Genomic DNA, 24,328 nt, shown 5'->3' with positions numbered 1-24,328 from the left:
AATCGACTTATCTATTTTACCACAATTCTGCAGCGGCCTGTTTTTGATTATAGCAATTTTTGAGCTTGTTTGTCTGCTTCAAATAAAACCTTCTCTTCATCCAGTGTAAGCAGCTCCCGATTGTGCATCATATGTTTTCCGTGTATCCAAACATCTTTTATATCCGTAGATTTCATGGCATAAACGATATGAGAAACTGCTCTTTCTTCCAGATTAGGAGTTAAATGGGCAGCTTTTGTATTTACAAGACAGAAATCAGCTTTATACCCCGCTGCTATCTTTCCGGTTCCGGGAATATTCAATCCTTCAGCTCCACCGATTGTGGCAGAGGCAAAAACATCCGCTGCACTGGACGAAGCAGGATCTTCGTGCAGTCCCTTATGGATAAGTGCGCTCATTCTCATTTCTTCCACCATGTCCAGCGTATTATTACTGGCAGTCGAATCAGTACCGATGGTGACATTAATTCCTGCCTGTTTCATCTGGACGACAGGCGCAATTCCTGAACCCAATTTAAGGTTCGACTTAGGATTATGGGATACAGCCACATTACATTTTTTCAGAAGGTCTATATGTTCTGTTTCCAGGTGAACAGCGTGAGCAAGCAGCACGTTAATTTTAAATATTTCAAGCTGATGCAGATGCTCGACCGGGTGAAGGCCGTATTTATCGATGTGCTGCTCCGTTTCCTTCGCCGTTTCCGCACAATGAGTATGAAAAAGGACTCCGTATTCAGCGGCGAGATCAGCTGACTTTGTGAGAAAATCCGGTGGACAGGTGTAGGGAGCATGAGGCATAACGGCAGTGACTATACGCCCTTCAGCCTGGTTATGCCAGTTCTTAATAAGATTTTCTGCTTCTTTTAGTTTATCCTTTTTTTCGTCCTCGCTGCCAAGTCCTATCATGCCTCGTCCGAGAACCGCTTTAAATCCAGTGTCCGCAATTTTTTGTGCAAATTCAGGCATATTAAGATGATACATGTCCAGAAAAGTAGTTGTTCCCGATTTGAGCATTTCAACCAGCGCCAGATCTCCTGCCGCTTCCACCGTATTTTTTTGAAATCTCTTTTCATTCGGCCACATAATCGTTTTCAGCCAGGTGTCGAGAGGCATATCGTCCCCAGCGCCCCGGAGAAGAGAACTTCCTGCATGTCCGTGGGTATTCACAAAACCGGGAATAAGCCAATTTTCTTCTCCATCTATAGTAGAGTCTGCTCTTTCTTCAGGCTCACCGGAAACCACTCTATCAATTTTATCACCGTCCAGCACAACAAAACCTTTCACAGGCTCCTCATAGGGATTAATGATGATAACGTTTTTTATTATTTGTTTCATAGTTAGACGCCTCCTTTCCCATTCTGATGCAGCCATTCGTCAATCTGGATACCGAGATCATACATCGAGCCGCTTCTAAGCGGAATATCCGGGAGGGAACGGATAAAATGCTTCCCGTACTTAGCCGTTTCAATTCTTCTATCCAGTACAACGACTACTCCTCGGTCTGTTTCTCTGCGAATCAGCCTGCCAAATCCCTGTTTAAATCTTAAGACTGCCTGGGGCAGAGCAAGAGACATAAAAGGGGAACCTCCTGCCGCCTTTACCTGCTCAGACTTCGCTTTAAAAATTGGATCATTAGGCGGTGAAAATGGAAGCCGGGCCATAACAATAACACTCAGATCATCCCCCGGTATGTCAACACCTTCCCAGAAACTGCTTGTTCCAAATAAAATGGTCCGTTCAAACTGCTGGAACATCTTCACCAGCTTCGTTCGGCTTTTCGACTGGACCCCCTGCCCTATAAGCATGTATTCTTCGTCGAGCATTGTCTGCAGAAAATGGTACGTTTTTTTTAACATATCGTACGAAGTAAACAGGACGAGCATTTTCCCATCCGATATCTGTGCAATTTCATAAATCGCATATGTAATCGCATCAATATAGGCGTCTTCCCCATCCTCCTGAATATGAGGGATATCATCCGGGACCATAAACGCAACCTGCTCACTCCAATTGAAGGGAGAAGCGACCAGCTTTGTGTAGACTTCAAAATCTTCCAGTCCAAGCTGGCGGATCATATATTTAAAGGATTGGTTTACCGTTAAAGTAGCACTTGTTAATACAGCTCTTTTTTTCTTTTGAAAAAAACGGTCTGCCAGTAGTTCAGATACATCAGTAGGACTCCCAGAGAGAGTAATGGATTGTTTCGGACCCTTCAAACTTCTTTCCAGCCAGTATACATGATTTTCCTTCTGTTCCAGTATCAAATCTCTGAACTGCTGATGCAGTTTGGATATTTCTTCTATATAACGGTCTAAAGCTGCACGTTCCCGCTTATAATGTCCTTCCTGCTCCCATTTGGACTCGGCATCAAATTGAATCTCCGCCATAACGTGAGCTGTATCCCGAAATTTATAATGAAATCTATCTGCGGTATCCAGAACTTTCTCCCATTCTTTGTCATGAACAATTGTTTTGGATATATCCCCTGTTTCCCCTCTTCCTCCCCGCTTATTGGCATAATCGTAGAGTGTAAGAAACAGATCATTCCATTCTTCACGGCATTCGTGAAGCTGCTGCTTACAAACGTTCCACTTTTCCGGGATCTGGTCTGAAAGCCAGTTTTCCAGCATGTTGTCCTGATCTTTTGTCGTAAATTCATTCATCATCTGCGCCATGCTCGCGTAATCCAGACTGGTGCCAAACTGCCTGGTAGCTGCTTCTTCGAGATGATGGGCTTCATCAATAATAACCGTTTCATATCCGGGAAGAACCTGGTTGTCATGGACGATATCTGTAAGCAGCAGCGCATGGTTTGTTATTACGATATCTGCATGCCTGGCTGTTTTTTTTGCGCGCTGGTAAAAACATCTCGAAAACCATGGACAATCGGGTGAAGCACAGGAGACACCGTCACTGGCAATTTCCCTGTGAAAACGGTCAGAAGGATCAGCGAGGTTTAATTCTTCCAGGTCACCAGTTTCAGTCTGAGTCAGCCAGACAACAAGCTGTGCTTTTGAAATCGAACGTTCATAAGCATCCTGAAAATTGTCTGCCAGCATCTGTTCTGTTTTCTGAAGGCATATATAGTGCGACCGGCCTTTTAGAAGAGCCTTTCGTACAGGAAAAGGAAGCAGACTTTCCGCTAATGGCAGTTCCTGTTTTAAAAGCTGTTCCTGAAGCTGGATTGTTTCTGTGCTTATGACTACTCTTTTGCCTTCACTGCCGGCATAGTAGGCAGCAGGAACTAAATAGGCAAGTGTTTTACCTGTTCCTGTACCAGCCTCAATAAGCCCGATACTATTTTTCTCAAACGTTTCGTTTACAAAATTCATCATTTCTTCCTGGCCGGGTCTGCGGACATAATCCGGAAGAATTTGTTTCATTTTATCGACGTCTTTAAAACCTTCGAGCAGTTCGCTGAAATTAATCGAAATGTCCTCACCTTTTTCAGACGTTTTATTTGGTAATTTCAGCGAGATGTCCCGGTAGGTTTCATATTTATCAGGCGCATCAGAAGAGTTTTCATAAAAATACTCGAGAAGCTCTCTAACATCACTTTTAAACAGACGCTGAAGTCCAAGAAGCTGTTTCAAAGCTGCTGGTGGAAGATTTTCCATTACAGAAAAAATCTCTTTAAGAAGTTCCGCTGCAGCAAGGGCGTCACTTTCTGCACGATGAGGATTGTTATGGGTAAGCTGGAGCTTATCAGCAAGTTCAGACAATCGGAAACTGTTTTCAGTCGGAAAAGCCAGCCTGCTTAATTCAACAGTATCTACAACCGGTCCGCTGAAAGTTTCATAACCTGCTTCTTCAAGCGTTTCATTCAGAAAATTAAGATCGAAATCAGCATTATGAGCTACAAAATAAGCGTCGTTCATATCTTCCAAAAGAGCAGGGACGATATCAGCGAATAATGGAGCGTCTCTTACGTCTTCAGGATCTATACTCGTGAGCTGCTGAACAAACAGCGGTATCTTCCTCTCGGTCTGCACAAAAGAACTGTATGTTTTAACTATTTGATTGTTCTCCAGAACTGCATAGGCTAATTCAATGATTCTGTCTCCATCTTTATAGGAAACCCCTGTCGTTTCTAAATCAAGTACTATAAATCGAGGCATCTGTGTCCCTACTTTCCAGTTAACATTTCACCGCTATTGTATCACGATTCCGCCTGAGCTTCTTTGTATAAATGATACAGATTTTCTCGTAAAACTTATGTTAGTGATTAATAATATATGTTGAACATAGTAATTTGTCGCCGTTTCTGTAAACAACCGCTTTTGTTTCCATGGGGGCGCAGGGATCGCCTCAGCTAATCCCTTCCTCCCTATGTTCCGGGCGGGTGGTGCTTGTCCTTTTTCGCCACCCAGGCGCACCATGTTCTCTGCAGCGGCCTGTCCTCCTTCTCTGTTTTTCCTTCAAGAATGGTGGTATGCCATTAAAAATGATAACACGCTTCTTTCTTTCGCTGGAGAAAACCGTTTTCGAGGTCATTCATTCTATCTATATAAATATTAAGTTCTATCTAAATATGGTGAACTTAAATGAAAAAACACTTTTTCAAACAGGATTTAGTCCCCTTATGCAGGCTATTATTTTCTCTATCGAGGTGGATGATCTGCATGCGTGTATCTGTTAGTGATTAGAGTTTTTATTAAACACTGACAGAGCTTTGATATAAAAAAGCTGTCTCTCACTGAAAACAGTTTAAGACAGCTCTAATTTTGGGCATTGTTAACGTTCGTGGTTAATATTATGAGAATACTATCGTTTTGAGTAACAGAGAAATGAAATAAACTCCCAACCGCAGTCAATCACTTTTTACAAAAATAATTTTTATAAACGAAGTTATTATATTCTAACAGTAGCAGCTGGTTCGGTACCCATTCGTTCAGCAATATTGTTTGCTTCATCAAGTATGGCAACTTTAGGAGTATGAATCTTTGCCTCTGCTTCCTCCATCCATTTGTAGGAAATGACGATTACTTTATCCCCCGGCTGAACGAGTCTTGCCGCAGCTCCATTTAGACAGATTGTTTTTGACCCTCGCACCCCTGCAATAATATACGTTTCCAGTCGGGCGCCATTATTATTATTAACAACCTGAACCTTTTCATTCTCCATCATATCGACTTCATCAAGCAGGTCTTCATCTATAGTAATACTGCCTACATAATTTAAATTTGCTTCTGTAACAGTTCCTCTGTGAAGCTTGCCATTCATCATTTCACGGTACATTCAGGTCATCCTTTCTATTGTTCCCAAATAATATTATCTATTAATCTGACTTTTTCATACTTTACAGCTGCAGCTAAAATTATCTTTCCGACATCCGTTCCGTCCGATTTTCCCAAATCAGGGAACGTACGAAGCTCCAGGTAATCGACTTCAGCTTTTAACGCATAGAGTTTCTCCGAAGCTTCTTTCATCGCTGTATCAGCTTTCCCGTTTCTGATGAGCGCTGCAGCCTGCTGCAGAATTTTATAAATTTCCGGGGCTTCTTTTCTTTCAGCAGGAGAGAGGTTAATATTTCTCGAACTCATTGCTAGTCCGTCCTTTTCCCGTACAATCGGAGCTGGAAATATTTTTATATTCATATTGAAATCTTTTATCATATTTTCAATAACTGCTACCTGCTGAGCATCTTTTTGGCCAAAAAATGCAGCGTCTGGATCCACCATATTAAACAGCTTCAATACGACTGTCGCAACTCCATTAAAATGTCCCGGACGGCTGGCTCCGCACATCACATCCGTACCTTGAAGGATATTTACTGCAGATCTCATCGGGCGGGGATACATTTCTTCTGCATCCGGAAGAAAAAGAATATCGACACCTTTACCTTCTGCCATTTCCCGATCGCGTTCTTCACTGCGTGGATAAGTTTCGAAATCTTCCCCTTCTCCAAACTGCAGGGGATTAACAAAAATGGACATGACTACAACGTCTGTATTTTTCCTGGCTTCATTTACGAGAGCGAGGTGCCCTTCATGCAGGTATCCCATCGTTGGTACAAAACCGATGCGTTTACCGTCCTGTTTTGCGTCCTGAATTAATGACCGCAGCTCTTTTATTTTGCTGACCTGCTTCATTTACTTCCCCCATAGAGCCCTTCTGTCTTTTCAAGCGGAGAAAAGACATGCCCTTCCTGCGGGAACTTGTGTGAACGGACTTCGTTGGCATATTCTTCTATTGCCTTCTGTACGGGTGCCTGGATATCAGTGTACTGTTTAACAAATTTTGGTTTATGCCCCCCGTAGTATCCGACAATATCGTGATAAACGAGCACCTGTCCATCTGTAAACCTCCCTGCACCTATACCAATCACAGGAATGGTCACTGTTTCCTGAATTCGTTTGGCTGCTTCTTCCGGCACACACTCAAGAACAAGCATGCATGCTCCTGCTTTTTCTGCCCTGCCTGCATCCTCTACGAGCTGCTTCTGTTCTTCTGCTGTTTTCCCCTTTACTTTATACCCGCCTGACACCCCGACAGTCTGTGGAGTTAAACCGAGGTGGCTGACTACAGGAACTCCAGCTTTGACAAGAGCGGCTGTATAGTCAAAAACTTCACCGTTCCCTTCCAGTTTCACGGCATCTGCGCCACTTTCCTGAATAATCCGGCGGGCATTTATCATTGTATCCATTTTGGAAACATGATATGACATGAACGGCATATCTGTAACAATGAAAGTGCTCCTTGCTCCTCTTTTTACCGCTTTCGTGTGATGAATCATATCTTCCATCGATACAGGTACTGTAGAGTCGTACCCGAGAACCACCATACCTAATGAATCACCTACGAGAATCGTGTCCACACCGGCAGCTTCACTCAGGGAAGCTGCCGGGGCATCATAAGCTGTCACCATTACAATAGGTTTATGGTTCTCCTTCATCTGTTTGAAATCAACCGTTGTTTTCTTCATACCTATCACTCCTTCTTTTAATAAGAAGGAAAGAACGTCCTGCCGTTCCACCTTCTGTCCCTGTCTGACATTCAGATCAGAGCAGACATTTACTTCTGTGTTCTATTTATTCAGTACGGTTCCTTTACAGGATACCGCCCACACGTATTATAGCAAATTTCCGCTTCCTGTGTCTAAATTATGAAATCTCAATATCCCCTGAAACAATTGAGTGAAGAATGCCGTCTTTATCACGAAGTTTTAAAACTCCCTGGCTGTCAACAGCTTCCGCCGTCCCGTTTATATAGCTGCCATTCTGACGTACTTGAATTTTTCGGCCAAGCGTGCAGGAGTAACTTTCCCACTCTGCTTTAACCCCGGCAAATCCTGATTGTTTATACAACTCATAGTCCTCTGCAAATTGGTTAAGGACTGCTGCTGCAAGCTGGGCTCTTTCCGGAGGTGAATCTGCAAATCCTGAAAGAGAAGCAGCAATATGATGTAAATGCTCCGGAAACACGGTTTCGTTAACATTCAAACCAATGCCGACGATCACGGACTTTATGCGGTCTGGATCTGCCTGCATTTCCGTTAAGATACCGCAGACTTTTTTTCCTTCTATCAATAAATCGTTCGGCCATTTAATTTCCGCCTTTACTCCTGTAATTTGTTCAATCGCCTTTACAACTGATACAGCTGCTACTAATGTGAGCTGAGGTGCTTTATATGCAGGTACATCAGGCTTCAAGATAAGACTGACAGCCAGTCCGGTGCCCATGGAACTTTCCCATTCTCTGCCAAGTCTGCCCCTTCCTTTCGTCTGTTTATCGGCGATAACAACTGTGCCTTCTTCAGCCCCTTCCATAGCCAGGCGCTGCGCCTCATTTTGAGTAGAAAGCAGTTCGGGATAAAAGCGGATCTGATAAGGCAGATTTCCCTTAATCAATCGTGAAGCTACAGCATGGCCGGAATATAATGATGGAGAACTTTCGAGAAGATACCCTTTATTTCTTACAGCTTTTATTTGATACCCTTCCTCCTGGAGATTTTTTATATGCTTCCAAACGGCTGTTCGCGAACAATGAAGAAGAATACTTAGTTTTTCTCCTGATACATATTCCGGATATGCCTCGTTTAAAACGGCCAGAAGTTCACTTTTCATTATTATTCTCCTTTTATATAGTTAATCAATTCACGTTTTTTATTCGCTACCTTCCCATTCACGACTGCTTCTTCTAATAAACGCAGCTTTTCACCTATGTCTGCTTTTTTCAAATACAATAGATCTTTTCCGTCCGCATCCAGATCTTTTCGAGAATGGATAGGCAGGTTTTTTATTTGTTTATAGATATGCCGCTCGTTCACATCTGTCTTCTTAAGTTTTAATAAAAGAAGAGATGATTGCAGGACTTCTTCTGACATGTCATATAAATTCAGATTGTTCCAGGGGAATTTTCCCACGTAACGGTCCACTTCTTTATGATGGGCAGTCAGCTTTCCCGGCAGACCGCGGGAAATCCAACTTTCCCCATTCTGGTGGAGAAGCACTGCCCACCATTGCAGCTGAGTGAACACAGGCTCTTCTTCTATGAGCCCTGACTGGACCTCCCTGCTGCTAAGAATGTCTATTGGAAGAGCGTAGAGTAAAGGAAGGATATTTTCCCAATGTTCTTTTGTAATTGAACAGGAACCGAGCTTGTCCAGTTCCTTAAATATACGTTCGGGAGCAGTTTGTTGTATTAGGAAAGCTGAATTATAGAAGGTTGCTCTCAGTTTCCGGCTAAGCTGAAACTGCAGCTGTACAGACAGTCGCACTGTCCGAAGCAGCCGCAGCGGATCTTCAATAAATATGCTGCTTCCTTCTTTTACAGGTACGAGAATTTTATTTTGAATAGCCTCTTTCCCTTTCAGAGGATCATACACTTTTTCTTCTGCATCTACTGCCATTGCATTGCAGGTAAAATCCCGGTTATGAAGGTCTTCGCTGATTGATTTCCCGTTTATTTTTGTAATTTCTACAGGCTTATTATAAGGAAAAATAAGCATTGTTTTCCCTTCTTTACCGACAGGTATAACTTTTTCATACAGTTCTGATAATTCTCCTAATGAAATGTCAGCCGCAATATCAATATCCTTAGGCTTTATGCCCATGAAATGATCCCTCACTGCACCTCCTACGAGGTAAGACGGGTAACCTGCCTTATTTATGTAATTAATGATATTAAGCCCCTGCTCCCAAATCCCCATATCATGTCTCCAGAGTTCTTTCATAAATAAGTTCATACTGACTGACAATGTCGTTCTTATTAAAAGTGGTTTTCGCCCTCTGAAGAGCAGCCGCAGCCATTTTCTTCTGAAGCTTTTCGTCTTTCAGTATTTTTAATGCATAAGCAGCCGCTTCGTCCGTATCTCCAAGACTGCAGATAAATCCACTTTGTCCATGTTCAATCACCTCAGGGATTCCGCCGATGTTAGTGCCGATAACAGGGACCCCGCAGGCCATTGCTTCAAGCAGGACAAGGCCAAAGCTTTCTTTAGACGACATGAGCAGTTTTATATCACTTATGGACAGTAGATCAGCCACTCTTTTCTGACTGCCTGTAATATATACCTGTTTATCCAAACCGAGATCTTTTACAAGCTCTCTTATTACTGGAAGTTCAGGCCCATCCCCGATAAGCAGCAGTTTTGCATCTATTTGAGCAAATACTTTTTGGAACGTGTAGACAACATCTTCCACCCTTTTTACTTTACGGAAGTTGGATACATGTGAGAGTACTTTCGTCTGTTCACCTATGCCCAATTCCTGCTTTAGGCTGACAGGATTTCTTGGATAATAAATGCGCTCATCAATAAAGTTATAGACAGTATCAATAGGAACGCGTGTTTTCAGAAGCTGCTCTGTCTGTCTTATCAGATCAGTGGAAACAGCCGTTACCGCATCGGATTTTTCAATCCCGAAACGAATCATATTACTTAAAGAAGGATCATAGCCAAGCACGGTAATGTCCGTTCCGTGAAGAGTAGTTACGATTTTCACTTGTCCATTTACCATTTCCTTTGCTAAAAAAGCGCTTACTGCATGAGGAATCGCGTAATGAACATGCAGTATATCCAATTTTTCCTGCTTTATCACGTCTGCCATTTTGCTCGCCAGCGCCAGGTCATAGGGAGGATATTGGAATACTGCGTAAGAATTAACTGCCACTTCATGAAAATAAATATTCGTTTCGCTTTCGTCCAGCCTGAACGGAAGGCTGGAAGTTATAAAATGTACTTCATGTCCTTTTTCTGCCAGTGCCATGCCAAGTTCCGTAGCGACAACTCCAGAACCACCGACAGTAGGATAGCACGTAATGCCGATTTTCATATTCATCCTCCTGAATCAATTTCATAAGTGCATTTCCTGAAAAAAATATACGCATATTTACGTAATCAAATATCTTAACGTTCGTATTAGCTGTGATATAGCAGGGAACTTTTTCCTCAGTCGGCGGAAATTAAAAATCTCGTTATTTATCAAATCAAAGTAATGCGTGCAGATTTTTAAAAATTGTGAAGAAGAAGAGATTCAGATTTGAATCCCTCTGCAAAAGATACTCCAGCTTCTTTGCCTGTAAGACGGTCCCTGGATTTAAGGTCCTCCAAATAACTCTCATTCAGCGGGGTTTTAATGGAATCTTTACTCTGCTGAAATTGACTTGAAAAACACTCCAGCGCTTTATATTTTTTATCCACTGATGTAGAAATATCTACGGCGAAATCGGGGGTGCCCATCCCATTGATTTGATAAAAATATAAGGCACTCGGGCGATAAGCTTTTCCATAACCATATTTTTGTATTCCCGATGAAAAATAAGCTTCCTTCACAAGTTCCGAGCAGTGACCATGATCAGGATGACGGTCTATATAAAAGGGTGCAAATAATATTTCCGGCTGTTCTCTTCTTATAATCTGCACGAGATCACTAATAATTTCTTCTCTTTTTTGCATTAGTCCTCTGTCCGCGTAAGAAAGCGATATCGGGGGTTCCGCTCCTAATATTTCACAGGCGTTCCGGGATTCTGTCTCTCTTTCTTCCACGGTTCCGTTTGATGATAGTTCAGCTTTCGTTAAATGGACAAGCTTCGCACTCCATCCTTCATTTATATATTTCGCTATAGTACCTCCCATCCCGATTTCCACATCATCAGGATGAGCTCCCACAGAAATGATTTTATTCTTCATTATTCAATCGCTCTCCTCCGCGTACTAAATTTCTCCATTCCAAATCCCCGCGGTTGAGAGCAGCGACCAATATTTCGGCAGTGGCCATATTTGTAGCGAGCGGAATACTGTAAACGTCACACAGCCGGATGAGGGCGTTGATGTCCGGCTCGTGCGGCTGGGCTGTGAGAGGATCACGGAAAAATAAGACAAGATCCATTTTATTTTCAGCTATCATTGATCCGATCTGCTGATCTCCCCCTAAAGGGCCGGACCGGAACAAATGCATATTTAAATTGGTGGCTTCGATAATACGGGTTCCTGTCGTTCCAGTAGCAAAGAGCGAATGACCGGACAATATACGTTCGTAAGCTACTGCAAACTGAACAAGGTCATCCTTCTTTTTATCGTGGGCAATGCAGGCTATATTCATTTCGGCCTCCTTTAATCTATATACTGATCCAGCCCGTATACGAGCCCGGTCGTTTTCATTACTTTTTCCACAGCCATTTTAACTCCCGGCATAAACGACGTGCGGTTTAATGAATCGTGACGAAGAGTAAGAGTCTGCCCTTCCCCGCCAAATATAACTTCCTGATGGGCTACTTTACCGGGAAGGCGTACGCTGTGTATCCTCATTCCTTCGTATTCAGCACCACGGGCATGAGCCCATGCTTCTTCTTCCTGCGGATGCCCCTGCTTTTTTTCATCTCTGACTTCTGATATCAGCTGGGCCGTTTTCATCGCAGTCCCTGAAGGGGCGTCCAATTTTTTGTCGTGATGCTGTTCAATTATTTCCACATCGTCCATATGTTTAGCCGCCATTTTAGAAAGCTTCATCAGTAGAATTGCTCCAATAGCAAAATTCGGTGCTATGATAGCACCTATCTGCTTTTCTTCAGCTAAAGAAGTTAAACCCCTTATATCATCATCTGTAAATCCTGTAGTGCCTACGACAGGGCGCACTCCATGCTCCAGTGCTTTACGCAGATGCATTTTACCGGTTTCCGGATTCGTCAAATCTACTAATACATCAGGATTGACTTCCTTCATACATTTATCAATATCTTTATAGACAGGAACTTGTAAAGAGGCCATCCCTTCTGCTTCCTTCATCATAATTCCGTCATATTTCCTGTCAACAACAGCCGACAGTTCAAAATCAGCTTCTCTTTCTATCATACTTACAGCTTCCTTACCCATATTCCCGCGTGGTCCTGCTACTATTATTTTAATCATCAGCTGACTCTCCTTCTGATTTTTTAGTCCAACGGTCCTTGTCTCTTGTGGTAAACTTCTTCATTACCATCTCGAATGATTCCTGAAGATCTATATCCAGAGAATTAGCGAGACAGATCATTACAAACAGAACATCTCCAATTTCCTGCTCCATCGTCTTTGCTTCTTCTGTCGATTTTTTAGGTTTTTCTCCGTAAAAATGGTTTATTTCTCTAGCAAGTTCTCCCATTTCCTCTGTTAATCGTGCCATCATCGACAAAGGACCGAAATAGCCTTCTTTAAATTGTGATATGTATTCATCTACTTCCTGCTGCATTTCTTCCATTGTTCTATCAGTCATATTTTCACCTCAGAATATAAATTCTTACTTTCATATCGTAGCTAACAATCAACCGTATTACAAACGATAATGACCCGTTGCACGCTTTTTAAACTTGGCTTATAATAAAGCAGGCTGGAGGTGGCTGGAAATGATCTCTAATGTGCACGTGAAAAATGTATTTTTTATTATAGTCGGTACTGCCATTCTTTCTTTCGGACTAGTTTATTTTAACATGGAAAATAATCTGGCAGACGGGGGATTTACGGGTATAACTTTGATCCTCTACTTTATTTTTGATCTCAATCCTGCTTATTCAAACTTGTGGCTGAATATACCAATATTTATAATTGGCTGGAAAGTTCTCGGACGCAATGCTTTCATATATACATTAATTGGGACACTGGCAGTATCTGTCTTCTTATGGCTTTTTCAATCCTATCCTCTTCTTTATATCCCGCTTCGTGACGACATGACCCTTGCAGCCCTGTTCGCCGGCGTATTTATTGGAGTTGGGCTCGGAATAGTTTTCCGCTTCGGCGGGACTACGGGAGGCATCGATATCATTGCTAAACTTGGTTTCAAGTATTACGGGTGGAGTATGGGACGGACCATGTTTATTTTTGATGCATGCGTTATCACTTCATCCCTTTTTTACCTGAATTACCGTGAAGCTATGTATACGCTTGTGGCAGTATTTATTGCAGCAAAAGTAATTGATTTCATGCAGCAGGGGGCTTATTCTGGAAAAGCAGCGATGATAATTTCTGATAAAGCTCCGCAGATTGCCGGAGCCATACAAAGAGAGATGGATCGGGGTGCAACTATTTTAAAAGGGAGAGGTTCTTTTACCGGTGAAGACAGAGAAATTCTTTACTGCGTGGTGGGGAGAAACGAAATGGTCCGCCTGAAAAATTTGATCGCAGAAGTGGACCCCCATGCTTTTGTTACACTTCAGGATGTGCAGGATGTAATGGGTGAAGGTTTTACGCTGGACGAATACAAACGTCCTCTGCAAATTTAATTTCAGTAAGGAAAAACCGCCGACTGCATTGAAGTCGGCGGTTTTTTTATTCATTATTCATCATCGTATACATGAGGACAAAACGAATTAGTTCTGCTACAGCTACGAGTGCAGCAGCTACGTAAGTTAGGGCTGCAGCGTTCAGTACTTTCTTTGTTTCCCGTTCTTCATCATTACGGATAACCCCTATGCTGACCATTTGATCCATAGCCCTGTTCGAAGCATTAAATTCAACCGGAAGTGTTACAAGCTGAAACAGAACAGCAAAAGACATTAATACTATTCCCGCAAGAACAAGATTGGAGAGTGTAAGGAGCATACCCCCGATGATTAAAAAGATAGAAGCATTGGAACCAAAACTGGCGACAGGCACTAACGCACTTCTGAATTTCAAAAAAGCATACTCCTGGGAATCCTGGATAGCATGTCCCACTTCATGCGCTGCTACCGCTGCTCCTGCTACAGAGTCTTTGTAATAATTGTGTTCAGAAAGGCGGACAATCTTTTTGCGTGGATCATAGTGATCAGTTAACTGTCCCTTAACAGGTTCCACCTTTACATCAAACAGACCATTATCATTGAGAATTTTTCTTGCTACTTCCGCTCCCGACATTCCTGAGGAAGCAGAGATTTTGGAGTATTTATTATAAGTGGATTTCACTCTTGAACTGGCCCAGAGAGGGATAATCATCAAGAAAGCAAAATAGATTAGAAATGCAGTCATAGAACCAAACATCTGTCATTCCTCCTAATAGAGTAGTTGCTATTTTAATATTAATCAAACTATTTATTCGTGTCAAAAGAATTGATTTCCGTATCAAAAGAGGCATTATACTTTCTGTTAAAATGCCATACGGTGAATAAAGAAGCGATGCTTAACCAGAATGTAAAGTATCCTATTTCGTTAATATAGGCACTTAAATTAAGAGAAACCCAAGGATACATATTATAAATATAATCTATGAAGTCGTTATGAATAGTCCATATTGCAACGAGGACAAGATGCCAGTTTTTAATACGGTAATAAGGCATAAACAGTAAAGCCTGAACAGCCATTCCTGCATGGGAAACTACGAGCATCCAATGGAGAATATTAAGCGGATCTCCAGCTGCTCCGGCTGCCAGGTTCATTATCACAGCCCACAACCCGTATTTTATCAGTGTGACTGCTGCTAATGCCTCCATAAGAGGGAATCTTTTTCTGAAGATATAAAACCCTATGACTATAGTAAAAAAAAGACTTGCTGTAGGACTGTCAGGTACAAAAATAAGAAAATACCAGGGTGTCTCCATAAGTTGATTTTCGTACCATATGTATCCATAAACTGTTCCAAAAAAATTGACAAGAAACAGCAAAATAAGAAATGTGCGATTTCGCAGTATGGACATTATGTACTCGTTCATTTCAATCCCCCGCCTCAGTTCTTAATTAACTCCCTATAAAATTGATATAGTTTCCTCATGTTGTTTTTATCTAATCATACCTTTATCAGGTACCGGCTGAAATTTTACGAAATCAACAAGCAAAAAAGGAGCCGGGGACACACACATCAACCGGCTCCTTCCTTATTTATTCCTCTTCGTTTTCTTCTGTGTTTTCTTCTGGATCTTCTTCATTTCCTTCTGCATTTTCTTCGCTATTTTCATTTCCTTCTCCGCCGCCATCGCCATTTTCCGGAGCCTGTCCGTCATTTGCGATATATGCTGCTAAAGTTTCCAGTTCTTCGTCAGAACCTTCAAACTGATCGGCCGGCATTTCTCCCTGACCGTTCTGGATAATGTCAATAACTTCGTCTGTATCGTAATCACTCTCGAATATGTTAGGACCGGCAGCACCGCCTGACATATCTCCACCGTGACAGCCAATACAGGCATCCTGGGTCTGATAAATTTCATACCCTTCAGCAGATTCGTCTATATCCATATCTTCCTCAATTTGCCCCTGCTGAGCTGCAGCTTCCCAGTCGTGCTGGTCAACTGATTCCCATGTAAGGAAGATAACTGATACTATTCCGAGAAGCATTAATCCGCTTCCTATTGGCCGTTTATATGGCCGGCGTTCTTTCCCGCTGTCCAGCCATGGAGCCAACAGGAGCGCCCCAAAAGCAATTCCGGGGATAATTACTGCCCCGACAACTGTATAAGGCCCTGAAGCAAATTCATATTTGAGAAGCTGGTACAGAAACAGGAAATACCAGTCAGGAAGCGGAATATAACTGGTCTCCGTAGGATCCGCTATTGATTCAAGCGGCGCCGGATGTGCTACCGTCAATACGAGAAAACCGATAAGAAATACCGCTCCTACCATCCATTCCCGAAGCAGGAAGTTTGGCCAGAAGGCTTCAGTTTTACCCGGGTATTCGGAATAATCTTTTGGTATATTTGGCTTACGTTCGGCAGGAACTCTTGAGTCCCCGACAAACTTCATACCTTTTCCGCGATGCATATTTTCCCCTCCTTTTCTACTTTTTACAACGGTCCGGAAATACCCTGCTTACGGATCATGAAGAAGTGTGCTCCAAGCAATCCGAGCAGTGCTCCCGGCAGGAAGAATACGTGGATCGCAAAGAAACGAGCAAGCGTCTGCGCTCCGATAATGTCGCCCCCGGCTAAGAGAATTTTTGCAAATTCGCCTACGAAAGGAGCTGCCTCTGCAATCTCAAGACCTACAACCGTTGCGAAGTAGGCTTTCATGTCCCAAGGCAGGAGATATCCAGTAAAACCTAAACCAAGAATTACGAAAAACAGCAGTACACCGACAGCCCAGTTAAGTTCACGAGGTTTTTTATAGGAACCTGTAAAGAAAACCCTCAGTGTATGCAGGAACATCATAACAATAACCAAACTGGCACCCCAGTGGTGCATTCCGCGGACAATTAATCCGTGTGTAACTTCGTTCTGTAAGTAATAAACTGATTCATATGCATGAATAATATCGGGTACGTAGTACATTGTTAAGAACATACCGGACAAAATCTGGATGACCACAACAAAGAACGTCAAGCCTCCAAAGCAGTAAACAAACGCTGAAAAGTGATGGGCAGGATTTACGTGCTCAGGAACCTCGTGGTCCGCGATATCGCGCCATAGAGGGGTAATATCGAGCCGCTCATCCACCCAATCGTAGACTTTCTGTAACATATTCTCGACCCCCTTATTTAACCACGCTGATTAATCTGACCTAAATAAACCATACCATCCCGCACATCCACATCGTATACATCCAGCGGCCGTGTGGGCGGTGTTCCAGCGATATTTGTTCCATCCCGTTCAAATCTTCCAAAATGACACGGACAGAAAAACTCTTCCGGATTCTCTTCATTTGTTCCCCAGTTTACTGTACATCCCAGATGGGTACAGATTGGTGAAAGAGCCATTACTTCGTCACCATTCATGAAAACCCAGGCTGAGCGGGTTTGTTCCGACTGGTACCACCCGTCATCAAGCTCCACGACAAAGTCAACACGCTGAGGCTCTTCTGAAAGTTCATCCCGACTTAATCCGACAGAAATAAAATCAGTGGCACTCGATGCTTCAAGCGCGGGATCCAATCCCATTCTGACCATGGGAGCGAGCATTCCTGCTGCCATAAATCCTCCTACACCTGTTAACGTATAGGTCAGGAACTGGCGTCTAGACACTCGGTGTTTTTTCTCGCTCACGACCTTCCCTCCTCACTTCCGTTACTACACACATTTATAAAAAATATCATACTAAGACATAAACATCATAGCTTATCAAACATAGGCATGTCAATAAATTCGCTACAATCGTTTTTTAAGAATAATATTTTTTTAAGAGACTCTCATTTCCATTTTTTAGTCATAAGCGGAATAATTTGGCGGGCCTGCTGTTCGACCGACTGCTGTCTTTTTTTCGACTCCATATCACTTAATGAAAATGCCGGAACCCAGACCAGTTCTCCCGCTTTTTTTAAATCAATCTGCCGCCATTCCATATCAGAAGTAATGAATAAAAAATATTCAAATCCTTCTTTTTTAAAATGTTCGGACCATTCCAAAACCCTTTTTTGTTTTTCCTTTTCTTCTTCTTCTTTCAAATACGTAAACGGCGGAAGAAGATAAACCCGCCCCATATACTGCCGTTCGATATAATCAGATAAGTATTGAGCAAATTCTCCCATAAGTACAGAATCCTTTTGTTCTTTTCCTCCTGCAACTGGTATGAGAGGAATTATAGCAGTATCTACGTATTCCTTTGATTTTTCATAAATTTCCGTATCCTGATATGTCCATTTCATTGGCCATCCTCCTCTTAATTCTCATATAAGATTATTTTCATTCAGGCTGCCTTGAAAAAAATTGATATGTAATAAACGTGCGCTTTCTTTTCCATGGGGGACGACGTGCCGGCCAGCTAATTTCGTCCTCCCTTCCGTTGAGCGGAGCTAGGCTCGTCATTATTCGATCGGGAGCGGCTCCATTTCCACTACAGCCTACCGTAAAACAGTCATAGCAGCAGCTGCCTTCCAAAAAAGATACCCCTTTTGAATATCATTCCATCTGTATAGAGGGAAAGCTCTATTCCAGTAGAAGGCCATTTTTATACATCGTGGTGCAGCTTCTCAAAAGGGAACTTTGTAAATTTCCTCTACTGCCCCGCCCCTATCCCGGTACAGCTTGATGGAATGAATATTCCAGTTTTATCCAGGCTGAGCTTGGGCGATTTTTCGAGATTCGGAAAGAAGTCGCATCGAAACCTCCATTCGTTTTAAAAAAAGTAAGCTGATCACTTTTCCCTCAGCATTTGGAAGAACCACAGGCGCTTTTAGATATTAACATCAGACATCAGCAGAGTTTTCTTTTATAAAAATGCCTCTATAAATAACTGCCTGAAAAATACTGGATCAATCGCAAAAAAAAGAGCCCTATGTTTCGAGGGCTTTCAATTCAGAGTATTGCTTCGAAAGCGTTATAAAAGCGTTCCGGTCTTTCTGGGCAAGTGCAATATCTATTTGCTCCTCCAGACTCCTCAGCTTCTCCACTCTCAGAGCTTCATCGAGTACAAGCTCTGCCAGCAGCCCCTTAACTGTTTCTTCATCTGAGTTGACGGGCAGATAAGGATTTTCTTCCAAAACAGCTGCATACTGAGGGAGTGTCTGCTTATCTTTAAAATTAAGCTGAATATAAATATCTTCATTTCTGTTCAGACGAATATCATGAAATGATTTTTCAGCATCCATAGTAACATGCTGATTTTTATGAAATGCAAAAGGAACCTGATCAACATCGTTAGCCGAAATCATTAAAGCTTTTGGACAATGTTCTGCCTGCTCAACAAAATGCACTCTTTCCATCAAAATATCGTCGCTCATTAAAAAGTTAAGAAGCCATGCACACTCCCGTCTTTTCAGCTGGTACTTTTCAAGAAACCATTTTAAAAAATCCCGTTTTTCCATGACTGGAACTGGACTGTTCATTGCTCTCCCTCCCTTATCCTTTCATATGAACGGAAACTGCTACTATAGTTAATATTCTACGCGTCCCCATCTAATCCTGCAAAGAAAAGCAATTTTCAGTAATTATATCAGTTCCTCAATGCGGCGCCGGATGTCCTCTCTTTCAGGATCGAGTTTCAGTACCTCTTCCAGTAAAGGCAGAGCTTTTTCCTTTTGCCGGTTGGCAAGGTAAACTACTGCAGCATCTTCGAGCAGTCTTTCATCTCTGGAGAGTGTGGAGAGGGCAACATCCATAGCCTGTGCAGCTCCGTTGATGTCATTTTCTTCAAAAAGAGCTTTGGCCCGGAATCTTTCATAAAGAGGATCGAACTCGTTATAATCGTCCAGAAAGCGTATCAGTTCTATCATTTCTTCATAGTCTTCCGTGTCATCATAATAATAAAGAGCTTCCTGCACGGCAGACACATTGGAAGGATTCATGGCAATAACTTTTTTCAGAAATTCTCGGCCATCTTCCCCTTCTCCCTGGGAAAGCTGCAGTTTGGCCATCTGCAAATATAATTCTTCATTATATTCATCTCTGTTTATGCCTTCTTTTAAAGTTTCTCTTGCTTCTTCCCATTTCTTAATAGCCATATACGCTTTTGCAAGACTTCCATAGGCAGAAGTATAATCAGGGTCCTGCTCAAGCAGTGTGTTAAACGAGTCAATAGCAGTAGTGTAATCTTCCAGCTGCAGGGCGGTGAATCCGAATCCGAAAAGGCCGTCCGGAGTTTGATCTTTTTTTAGTCCTTCTTTGTAGTTCTCCAGTGCATCTTCAAATTGTCCCGTGGCGCTGAAAGCTTCTGCAAGACGTACATGGGGATCGATAGGCAGGTCTTCAGGCAGTTTCCCTGAGTAAACAGCTTGTTTAAAATAGCTGATCGCTTCCTGATAATCGCCTCTGTTTAAATAAAATTCCGCGAGACCTAATTGAAGGATACTTTCATCCGGCATAATTTTTAATGCATCCAGCAGTTTTGTTTCAGCTACTTCTTCCAGACCTTCACTTTCATAGAGATCAGCAAGCAGAAGCTGCGCTTGAAGAAAAGCAGGATCATCCTTTTTTATTTCGTTCAGCATGTCCAGTGCTTCTTCCTCTTTTCCTAGTTCTATATAACATTCAGAAGCAAAAGCAAACAGTTCTCCCTGGTCAGGATATTTAAACATCAATTCTTCGGCGAGTTCCAGAGCCCTGTCGACCAGACCCAGCTCAAAATACAGCTCAGCAATTGTTCTTTTCGTTTCATCATCCGCCTCTGTAATCATTTTTTCAACTTTTTCCAACCCGTCTTCATGAAATCCCGTTTCAATTAATTTAATAGCTTCCTGAAGTGTTTCATCCATATTGACATTCTCCTTTCGTTTGTCCAGCAGATCTATAAATTTTATCTACCATGGTGACCCTTGTAATTTCTTTAAAAATAGTACATATCATATCATTCACATACTAACATAGTCAGTCCTTCCCATTTCCACAAAAGGTTCTTCAAGGATAAAAAGAGTGGCCGTATACGAAACCGGTCACTCTTTTTAACAACTTTTTATTAGTTTACCGTCGTTGACAGTAAGATAAGGGGGACAGGACATTTTTTTGCAGAAGTACCTGTGCTTATTACTCTATTTACTATCATCCCAATATAGAGGTAAACATAGTAAATCAGTTATACGTGCTGCTTCCGCAGTCGTTCCAGTTCTTCAAAAAATCCAGGATAGGAAACCGCGACTGCGTCCGTATCCTTCACTTTTACCGGCGTCTCAGAGATTAGTCCCGCTAAAGCCATCGTCATGCCTATTCTGTGATCGTGATAGCTCTCAGCATTTCCCCCTTTCAATTTTGAAGGTCCGTTGATGATCATCCCATCATCCGTAGCTTCACAGTCAGCCCCAAGTTCATTCAGCTGGTTTACTACCGTATCGATTCGATTAGTTTCTTTCACTTTTAACTCTGCTGCATCTTTAATAACTGTTTTCCCATCTGCCTGGGTAGCCAGAAGTGCAAGCACTGGTATTTCATCAATCAGGCGGGGAATATCGGAACCTTCAATCGTAACTGCCTGCAGACGGGAGTATTTAATTTCTATATCTGCTGTAGGCTCCCCTCCAAGCATCGTTTCGTTCAAAAGCATCATATCAGCGTCCATGCGTTTCAAAACATCAATAACTCCTGTTCTTGTCGGGTTAAGCCCTACATTTTCAACAATTAAATGACTCCCTTGTACAAGGGCTCCAGCTGCAATCATAAAAGCTGCTGAAGAAACGTCTCCCGGCACAAATACATCTGCTGCCTGGAGTTTCTGTCCCCCTTTTAAGGAGGCGGATTTTTCATCTGTTTCTACATTAACTCCAAACGTACGGAGCATTCTTTCCGTATGATCCCTCGACTTGAAGGGCTCGGTCACCGTTGTTTTACCCGAGGCATAGAGTCCTGCAAGCAGAACTGCCGATTTAACTTGAGCACTGGCTACTGGAGAGAAATAATGAACCCCCTGTAAGTCGCCCCCACGCATCCATAGTGGAGTGTAATTGGCAAACTCTCTGCCGTCGACAGTGGCATTCATCATTTTAAGCGGACCGGTTACTCTTCTCATTGGTCGTCTTGCGATAGAATCATCGCCTGCCATAACAGATGAAAAAGGCTGACCGGCGAGAATACCAGATAAAAGTCGGATCGTTGTTCCTGAGTTGCCGACATTTAACAGCTCCGCAGGTTCTTTCAATCCATAAGGCCCTTTCCCCATTACAGTTATCGAGTCCGCATCTTCTTCAATAACTATTCCGAGACTTCTCATGCAGCTTATTGTGCTTAGACAGTCTTCCCCTCGTAAAAATCCCTTAATGACAGACTTGCCTTCGGCAATGGAAGCAAATAAAACAGCCCGGTGACTGATCGATTTATCCCCCGGGGTAATTACACTTCCTTTTAATGGATTTTCAGCTGGTTCAATAGTAATATCCATATATACCCCCTTCTTTATGGAGCTTCATAAGTTTCGTACATATGCTCCTCCAACAATCCTTTTGCGTGTACAAGATCACTCTCTGACCGGAAACTTAGTCTGAGCACGCCCATAATTCCTTCTCTGGCCTCGATGATTCTAATATTAGTAATGCTGATATTCTGTTTGGCGAGAAGCGCTGTTACATCGGAAATGACACCAGGATGATCGGGAATATCTACAAATAAATCATAGAAAGGAAGCATTGCCCCTTTCTTTTTAGAAGGGAGACGGTCACGAGCATCTTTTGCATCAGAGAAAAAAGCATAAATTCCCTCCGAATCGCGGTTTTCAAGAAGCGATTCCACGTGTTCCATTCTGTTTTTCCATTCTTTAAGCATATCGATTAATACACTTCTGTTGTGCATCAATATATCTCTCCACATAGTAGGAGAAGCAGAAGCGATACGCGTAATATCCCGAAACCCTCCTGCTGCAAGCTGCTGGATCAAAGGGTCCTTTTCGCCAGCCTTTTCTACCTGGTGTACAAGTGAAGAAGCAATAATATGAGGGAGATGGCTGATCAATCCAGCAAATTTATCGTGCTCTTCTGCTTCCAGCTGCATAAATTTAGCTTTCGTTCCTTTCAGCAGATTCTGAAGCTGAATCAGTTTCGCATCCGGAGTTCCATTGGAGGGCGTAAGTATGTAAAAGGCATTTTCAAACAAGCGCTCTCTTGATGCTTCTACTCCGGTTTTATGAGAACCTGCCATTGGATGACCGCCGATAAATGTCACATTCTTACTCTCCAGTTCACTGCCTTTCTCTACAATGGAAACTTTCGTGCTTCCTACATCAGTAACGATTGCTCCCTCTTTTAAGTCGAGACTTTGCAGCTGGTCAAGTATTGAAAGAGAGCTTTCTACCGGAGCAGACAGGATAATAAAATCGGCGTCCTTTACGCCTTCTTCCAGGCTGACTGCTGCTTCGTCTATAATCTGCAGACTATTTGCGAGTTTGACCGCTTTGTCGTCCACGTCATAACCACGGATCGATGCCTGGGGAAAAGTGCTTTTCACCGCAAGAGCCAGCGATCCTCCTATTAAACCTAGACCGATAATAAATACACGTTTCTTCACACTGATCCTCCTAGTTAAGCCACTTCAGCAGCTCTTGGCGAATACGTTCGTTTTGTTCGGCTGTCCCCAGCGTAATTCTAATATAATCTGGAAATCCAAGTGCTTCGCCGCTGCGCACAATAAATCCTTGTTGAAGAAGTTTTTCAAATACCTCTCCACCAGGTCTCCCGACACTCATTAATATAAAATTAGCTTCTGAGGGATAATACCGAAAATTATTATCAACACAGAATGCTTCGAATTTTTCCATTTCCAAAGCATTTTTTTGAATGCATTGATCTAAAAAATCCTTATCTTCCAGAGAAGCTGATGCTGCTGCCTGAGCAGCGCTGTTCGTATTAAATGGCTCTCTTCCAGGTTCAATAGACTGGATGAATTTCTCGCTCCCGACGCCGTAACCGACACGTAGAGAAGCGAGCCCGTGCGCTTTTGAAAAAGTCCGCAGCACGACCAGGTTTTCATATTCATTAATCATTGGTATTGTATCCGGATAATCGTCCGCACGTACGTATTCAAAATAAGCTTCATCACTTACTACGAGAATATGGGAAGGGACCTGTTTCATAAATGACGAAAAGGCTTCCTTATTTACATAAGTTCCCGAGGGATTGTTAGGGTTGCATACGAAGATCATTTTAGTTTTATTATCAATTTTATTAAGCAGGCCATCGAGGTCATGGACACCGTTAATAAGCGGAACTTCTTTAACTTCAGCGCCTTCTATAACCGCATTATGCTTATACTGGGGAAACGTCGGCACTGCGGTAATAATATTGTCTCCTTTATTGAGAAGAGAACGGCATAGAATTAATATTACTTCATCCGAACCGTTTCCAAAAATGAGCTGTTTTACATCAACTCCAAGAATATCAGCTGTTTTCTCCCTTAAAAGTCGGGCATAGCCGTCAGGATAAACGGAAACTTGAGAAAGTGTATGCATAACTGCTTCTTTTACTTTTGGGGAAGACCCGTAAGGATTCTCATTGGAAGCCAGTTTGACTACTTCTTTTAATCCGAGTTCACGTTTTACTTCCTCCATTGGTTTCCCTGGTTGGTAGGGGGTAAGCCCCGTCATCGATTCTTTAACCTTCAATCTGTAAT

At 42.5% G+C, this 24,328-nt stretch carries 24 protein-coding genes; 1 reads left to right on the top strand and 23 read right to left on the bottom strand.

What is annotated here, in order from left to right; genetic code table 11:
* Window positions 1-47: 47 nt before the first annotated feature.
* The 12 genes from FTX54_RS08160 to FTX54_RS08105 form a co-directional block, all read right to left on the bottom strand.
* Window positions 48-1,334, bottom strand: a complete 1,287-nt coding sequence (locus FTX54_RS08160) for an amidohydrolase (RefSeq protein ID WP_147804761.1) — start codon at window positions 1,332-1,334, stop codon at window positions 48-50.
* A gap of 2 nt (window positions 1,335-1,336) precedes the next feature.
* Entirely contained in the window at window positions 1,337-4,117 is a 2,781-nt protein-coding gene (gene dinG, locus FTX54_RS08155; protein WP_147804762.1) for an ATP-dependent DNA helicase DinG, read from the bottom strand.
* Window positions 4,118-4,850: 733 nt separating this feature from the next.
* Window positions 4,851-5,237, bottom strand: a complete 387-nt coding sequence (panD, locus tag FTX54_RS08150; RefSeq protein ID WP_147804763.1) for an aspartate 1-decarboxylase — start codon at window positions 5,235-5,237, stop codon at window positions 4,851-4,853.
* Between the two features lie 14 nt (window positions 5,238-5,251).
* Entirely contained in the window at window positions 5,252-6,091 is an 840-nt protein-coding gene (gene panC / locus FTX54_RS08145; protein WP_147804764.1) for a pantoate--beta-alanine ligase, read from the bottom strand.
* Entirely contained in the window at window positions 6,088-6,924 is an 837-nt protein-coding gene (panB, locus tag FTX54_RS08140) for a 3-methyl-2-oxobutanoate hydroxymethyltransferase (protein WP_147804765.1), read from the bottom strand. Before panB ends, panC begins: the two co-directional genes overlap by 4 nt.
* A gap of 178 nt (window positions 6,925-7,102) precedes the next feature.
* On the bottom strand, window positions 7,103-8,065 hold the full coding sequence (locus FTX54_RS08135; RefSeq protein WP_147804766.1) for a biotin--[acetyl-CoA-carboxylase] ligase: 963 nt from the start codon (window positions 8,063-8,065) through the stop codon (window positions 7,103-7,105).
* A 2-nt stretch (window positions 8,066-8,067) separates the two neighbouring features.
* Window positions 8,068-9,150 carry a hypothetical protein gene (locus tag FTX54_RS08130; RefSeq protein WP_187254640.1) on the bottom strand — a complete coding sequence of 361 codons (1,083 nt, stop codon included), beginning with the start codon at window positions 9,148-9,150 and terminating at the stop codon, window positions 8,068-8,070.
* Between the two features lies 1 nt (window position 9,151).
* Complete coding sequence (bshA, locus tag FTX54_RS08125) at window positions 9,152-10,279, bottom strand: N-acetyl-alpha-D-glucosaminyl L-malate synthase BshA (protein ID WP_147804768.1); 1,128 nt, start codon at window positions 10,277-10,279, stop codon at window positions 9,152-9,154.
* 170 nt (window positions 10,280-10,449) lie between these two features.
* Window positions 10,450-11,130: a bacillithiol biosynthesis deacetylase BshB1 gene (gene bshB1 / locus FTX54_RS08120; protein WP_147804769.1), complete on the bottom strand. Its 681-nt coding sequence runs from the start codon at window positions 11,128-11,130 to the stop codon at window positions 10,450-10,452.
* A complete protein-coding gene (gene mgsA, locus FTX54_RS08115; protein ID WP_147804770.1) occupies window positions 11,120-11,542 on the bottom strand; it encodes a methylglyoxal synthase in 423 nt (140 codons plus the stop codon). The genes bshB1 and mgsA overlap by 11 nt, the downstream gene beginning before the upstream one ends.
* Before the next feature lie 11 nt (window positions 11,543-11,553).
* A complete protein-coding gene (gene dapB / locus FTX54_RS08110) occupies window positions 11,554-12,351 on the bottom strand; it encodes a 4-hydroxy-tetrahydrodipicolinate reductase (protein ID WP_187254647.1) in 798 nt (265 codons plus the stop codon).
* Entirely contained in the window at window positions 12,341-12,688 is a 348-nt protein-coding gene (locus FTX54_RS08105; protein ID WP_147804772.1) for a nucleotide pyrophosphohydrolase, read from the bottom strand. Before FTX54_RS08105 ends, dapB begins: the two co-directional genes overlap by 11 nt.
* 130 nt (window positions 12,689-12,818) lie before the next feature.
* Between FTX54_RS08105 and FTX54_RS08100 the strand changes: the two genes are divergently transcribed.
* Window positions 12,819-13,691 carry a YitT family protein gene (locus FTX54_RS08100; protein WP_147804773.1) on the top strand — a complete coding sequence of 291 codons (873 nt, stop codon included), beginning with the start codon at window positions 12,819-12,821 and terminating at the stop codon, window positions 13,689-13,691.
* A 46-nt stretch (window positions 13,692-13,737) separates the two neighbouring features.
* Here the strand turns inward: FTX54_RS08100 and FTX54_RS08095 are convergent, their stop codons facing one another.
* From FTX54_RS08095 to hisC, 11 genes are all read right to left on the bottom strand, one after another.
* Window positions 13,738-14,427, bottom strand: coding sequence for a zinc metallopeptidase (locus tag FTX54_RS08095; RefSeq protein WP_147804774.1), 690 nt, complete (start codon window positions 14,425-14,427; stop codon window positions 13,738-13,740).
* A gap of 47 nt (window positions 14,428-14,474) precedes the next feature.
* Window positions 14,475-15,080, bottom strand: coding sequence for a DUF1405 domain-containing protein (locus FTX54_RS08090; protein ID WP_338485874.1), 606 nt, complete (start codon window positions 15,078-15,080; stop codon window positions 14,475-14,477).
* A gap of 181 nt (window positions 15,081-15,261) precedes the next feature.
* On the bottom strand, window positions 15,262-16,137 hold the full coding sequence (locus tag FTX54_RS08085) for a menaquinol-cytochrome c reductase cytochrome b/c subunit (protein WP_147804776.1): 876 nt from the start codon (window positions 16,135-16,137) through the stop codon (window positions 15,262-15,264).
* 23 nt (window positions 16,138-16,160) lie between these two features.
* On the bottom strand, window positions 16,161-16,832 hold the full coding sequence (qcrB, locus tag FTX54_RS08080) for a menaquinol-cytochrome c reductase cytochrome b subunit (protein ID WP_147804777.1): 672 nt from the start codon (window positions 16,830-16,832) through the stop codon (window positions 16,161-16,163).
* 17 nt (window positions 16,833-16,849) lie between these two features.
* Window positions 16,850-17,353 (bottom strand): ubiquinol-cytochrome c reductase iron-sulfur subunit, encoded by a 504-nt coding sequence (locus FTX54_RS08075; RefSeq protein ID WP_147804778.1) that lies wholly within the window; start codon window positions 17,351-17,353, stop codon window positions 16,850-16,852.
* Window positions 17,354-17,496: 143 nt separating this feature from the next.
* Window positions 17,497-17,952, bottom strand: a complete 456-nt coding sequence (locus FTX54_RS08070) for a YpiF family protein (protein ID WP_147804779.1) — start codon at window positions 17,950-17,952, stop codon at window positions 17,497-17,499.
* Between the two features lie 627 nt (window positions 17,953-18,579).
* Window positions 18,580-19,131 carry a ReoY family proteolytic degradation factor gene (locus tag FTX54_RS08065; protein WP_147804780.1) on the bottom strand — a complete coding sequence of 184 codons (552 nt, stop codon included), beginning with the start codon at window positions 19,129-19,131 and terminating at the stop codon, window positions 18,580-18,582.
* 102 nt (window positions 19,132-19,233) lie between these two features.
* Window positions 19,234-20,496 carry a tetratricopeptide repeat protein gene (locus tag FTX54_RS08060; RefSeq protein WP_147804781.1) on the bottom strand — a complete coding sequence of 421 codons (1,263 nt, stop codon included), beginning with the start codon at window positions 20,494-20,496 and terminating at the stop codon, window positions 19,234-19,236.
* 317 nt (window positions 20,497-20,813) lie between these two features.
* Window positions 20,814-22,109, bottom strand: coding sequence for a 3-phosphoshikimate 1-carboxyvinyltransferase (aroA, locus tag FTX54_RS08055; protein ID WP_147804782.1), 1,296 nt, complete (start codon window positions 22,107-22,109; stop codon window positions 20,814-20,816).
* Window positions 22,110-22,123: 14 nt separating this feature from the next.
* Window positions 22,124-23,227, bottom strand: a complete 1,104-nt coding sequence (locus tag FTX54_RS08050; protein ID WP_147804783.1) for a prephenate dehydrogenase — start codon at window positions 23,225-23,227, stop codon at window positions 22,124-22,126.
* A 10-nt stretch (window positions 23,228-23,237) separates the two neighbouring features.
* Complete coding sequence (gene hisC / locus FTX54_RS08045; RefSeq protein WP_147804784.1) at window positions 23,238-24,320, bottom strand: histidinol-phosphate transaminase; 1,083 nt, start codon at window positions 24,318-24,320, stop codon at window positions 23,238-23,240.
* Window positions 24,321-24,328: the final 8 nt, after the last annotated feature.

The sequence above is a fragment of the Alkalicoccus halolimnae genome (genome assembly GCF_008014775.2).
Classification (GTDB): domain Bacteria; phylum Bacillota; class Bacilli; order Bacillales; family Salisediminibacteriaceae; genus Alkalicoccus; species Alkalicoccus halolimnae.
Note: the sequence above shows the minus strand (reverse complement) of the source record. Positions and strands in the feature narration are given on the sequence as shown.

Excerpts from the sequence above, each read along its gene's own strand:
- FTX54_RS08060 (WP_147804781.1), bottom strand. The coding sequence starts at position 20,496 with ATGGATGAAACACTTCAGGAAGCTATTAAATTAATTGAAACGGGATTT.
- FTX54_RS08130 (WP_187254640.1), bottom strand. The coding sequence starts at position 9,150 with ATGGGGATTTGGGAGCAGGGGCTTAATATCATTAATTACATAAATAAG.
- aroA (WP_147804782.1), bottom strand. The coding sequence starts at position 22,109 with ATGGATATTACTATTGAACCAGCTGAAAATCCATTAAAAGGAAGTGTA.
- FTX54_RS08100 (WP_147804773.1), top strand. The coding sequence starts at position 12,819 with ATGATCTCTAATGTGCACGTGAAAAATGTATTTTTTATTATAGTCGGT.
- FTX54_RS08105 (WP_147804772.1), bottom strand. The coding sequence starts at position 12,688 with ATGACTGATAGAACAATGGAAGAAATGCAGCAGGAAGTAGATGAATAC.
- panC (WP_147804764.1), bottom strand. The coding sequence starts at position 6,091 with ATGAAGCAGGTCAGCAAAATAAAAGAGCTGCGGTCATTAATTCAGGAC.
- dinG (WP_147804762.1), bottom strand. The coding sequence starts at position 4,117 with ATGCCTCGATTTATAGTACTTGATTTAGAAACGACAGGGGTTTCCTAT.
- FTX54_RS08085 (WP_147804776.1), bottom strand. The coding sequence starts at position 16,137 with ATGCATCGCGGAAAAGGTATGAAGTTTGTCGGGGACTCAAGAGTTCCT.
- qcrB (WP_147804777.1), bottom strand. The coding sequence starts at position 16,832 with ATGTTACAGAAAGTCTACGATTGGGTGGATGAGCGGCTCGATATTACC.
- FTX54_RS08160 (WP_147804761.1), bottom strand. The coding sequence starts at position 1,334 with ATGAAACAAATAATAAAAAACGTTATCATCATTAATCCCTATGAGGAG.
- FTX54_RS08070 (WP_147804779.1), bottom strand. The coding sequence starts at position 17,952 with ATGAAATGGACATATCAGGATACGGAAATTTATGAAAAATCAAAGGAA.
- bshB1 (WP_147804769.1), bottom strand. The coding sequence starts at position 11,130 with ATGAAGAATAAAATCATTTCTGTGGGAGCTCATCCTGATGATGTGGAA.
- panD (WP_147804763.1), bottom strand. The coding sequence starts at position 5,237 with ATGTACCGTGAAATGATGAATGGCAAGCTTCACAGAGGAACTGTTACA.
- FTX54_RS08135 (WP_147804766.1), bottom strand. The coding sequence starts at position 8,065 with ATGAAAAGTGAACTTCTGGCCGTTTTAAACGAGGCATATCCGGAATAT.
- mgsA (WP_147804770.1), bottom strand. The coding sequence starts at position 11,542 with ATGAATATAGCCTGCATTGCCCACGATAAAAAGAAGGATGACCTTGTT.
- FTX54_RS08090 (WP_338485874.1), bottom strand. The coding sequence starts at position 15,080 with ATGTCCATACTGCGAAATCGCACATTTCTTATTTTGCTGTTTCTTGTC.
- bshA (WP_147804768.1), bottom strand. The coding sequence starts at position 10,279 with ATGAATATGAAAATCGGCATTACGTGCTATCCTACTGTCGGTGGTTCT.
- FTX54_RS08065 (WP_147804780.1), bottom strand. The coding sequence starts at position 19,131 with ATGAACAGTCCAGTTCCAGTCATGGAAAAACGGGATTTTTTAAAATGG.
- FTX54_RS08095 (WP_147804774.1), bottom strand. The coding sequence starts at position 14,427 with ATGTTTGGTTCTATGACTGCATTTCTAATCTATTTTGCTTTCTTGATG.
- panB (WP_147804765.1), bottom strand. The coding sequence starts at position 6,924 with ATGAAGAAAACAACGGTTGATTTCAAACAGATGAAGGAGAACCATAAA.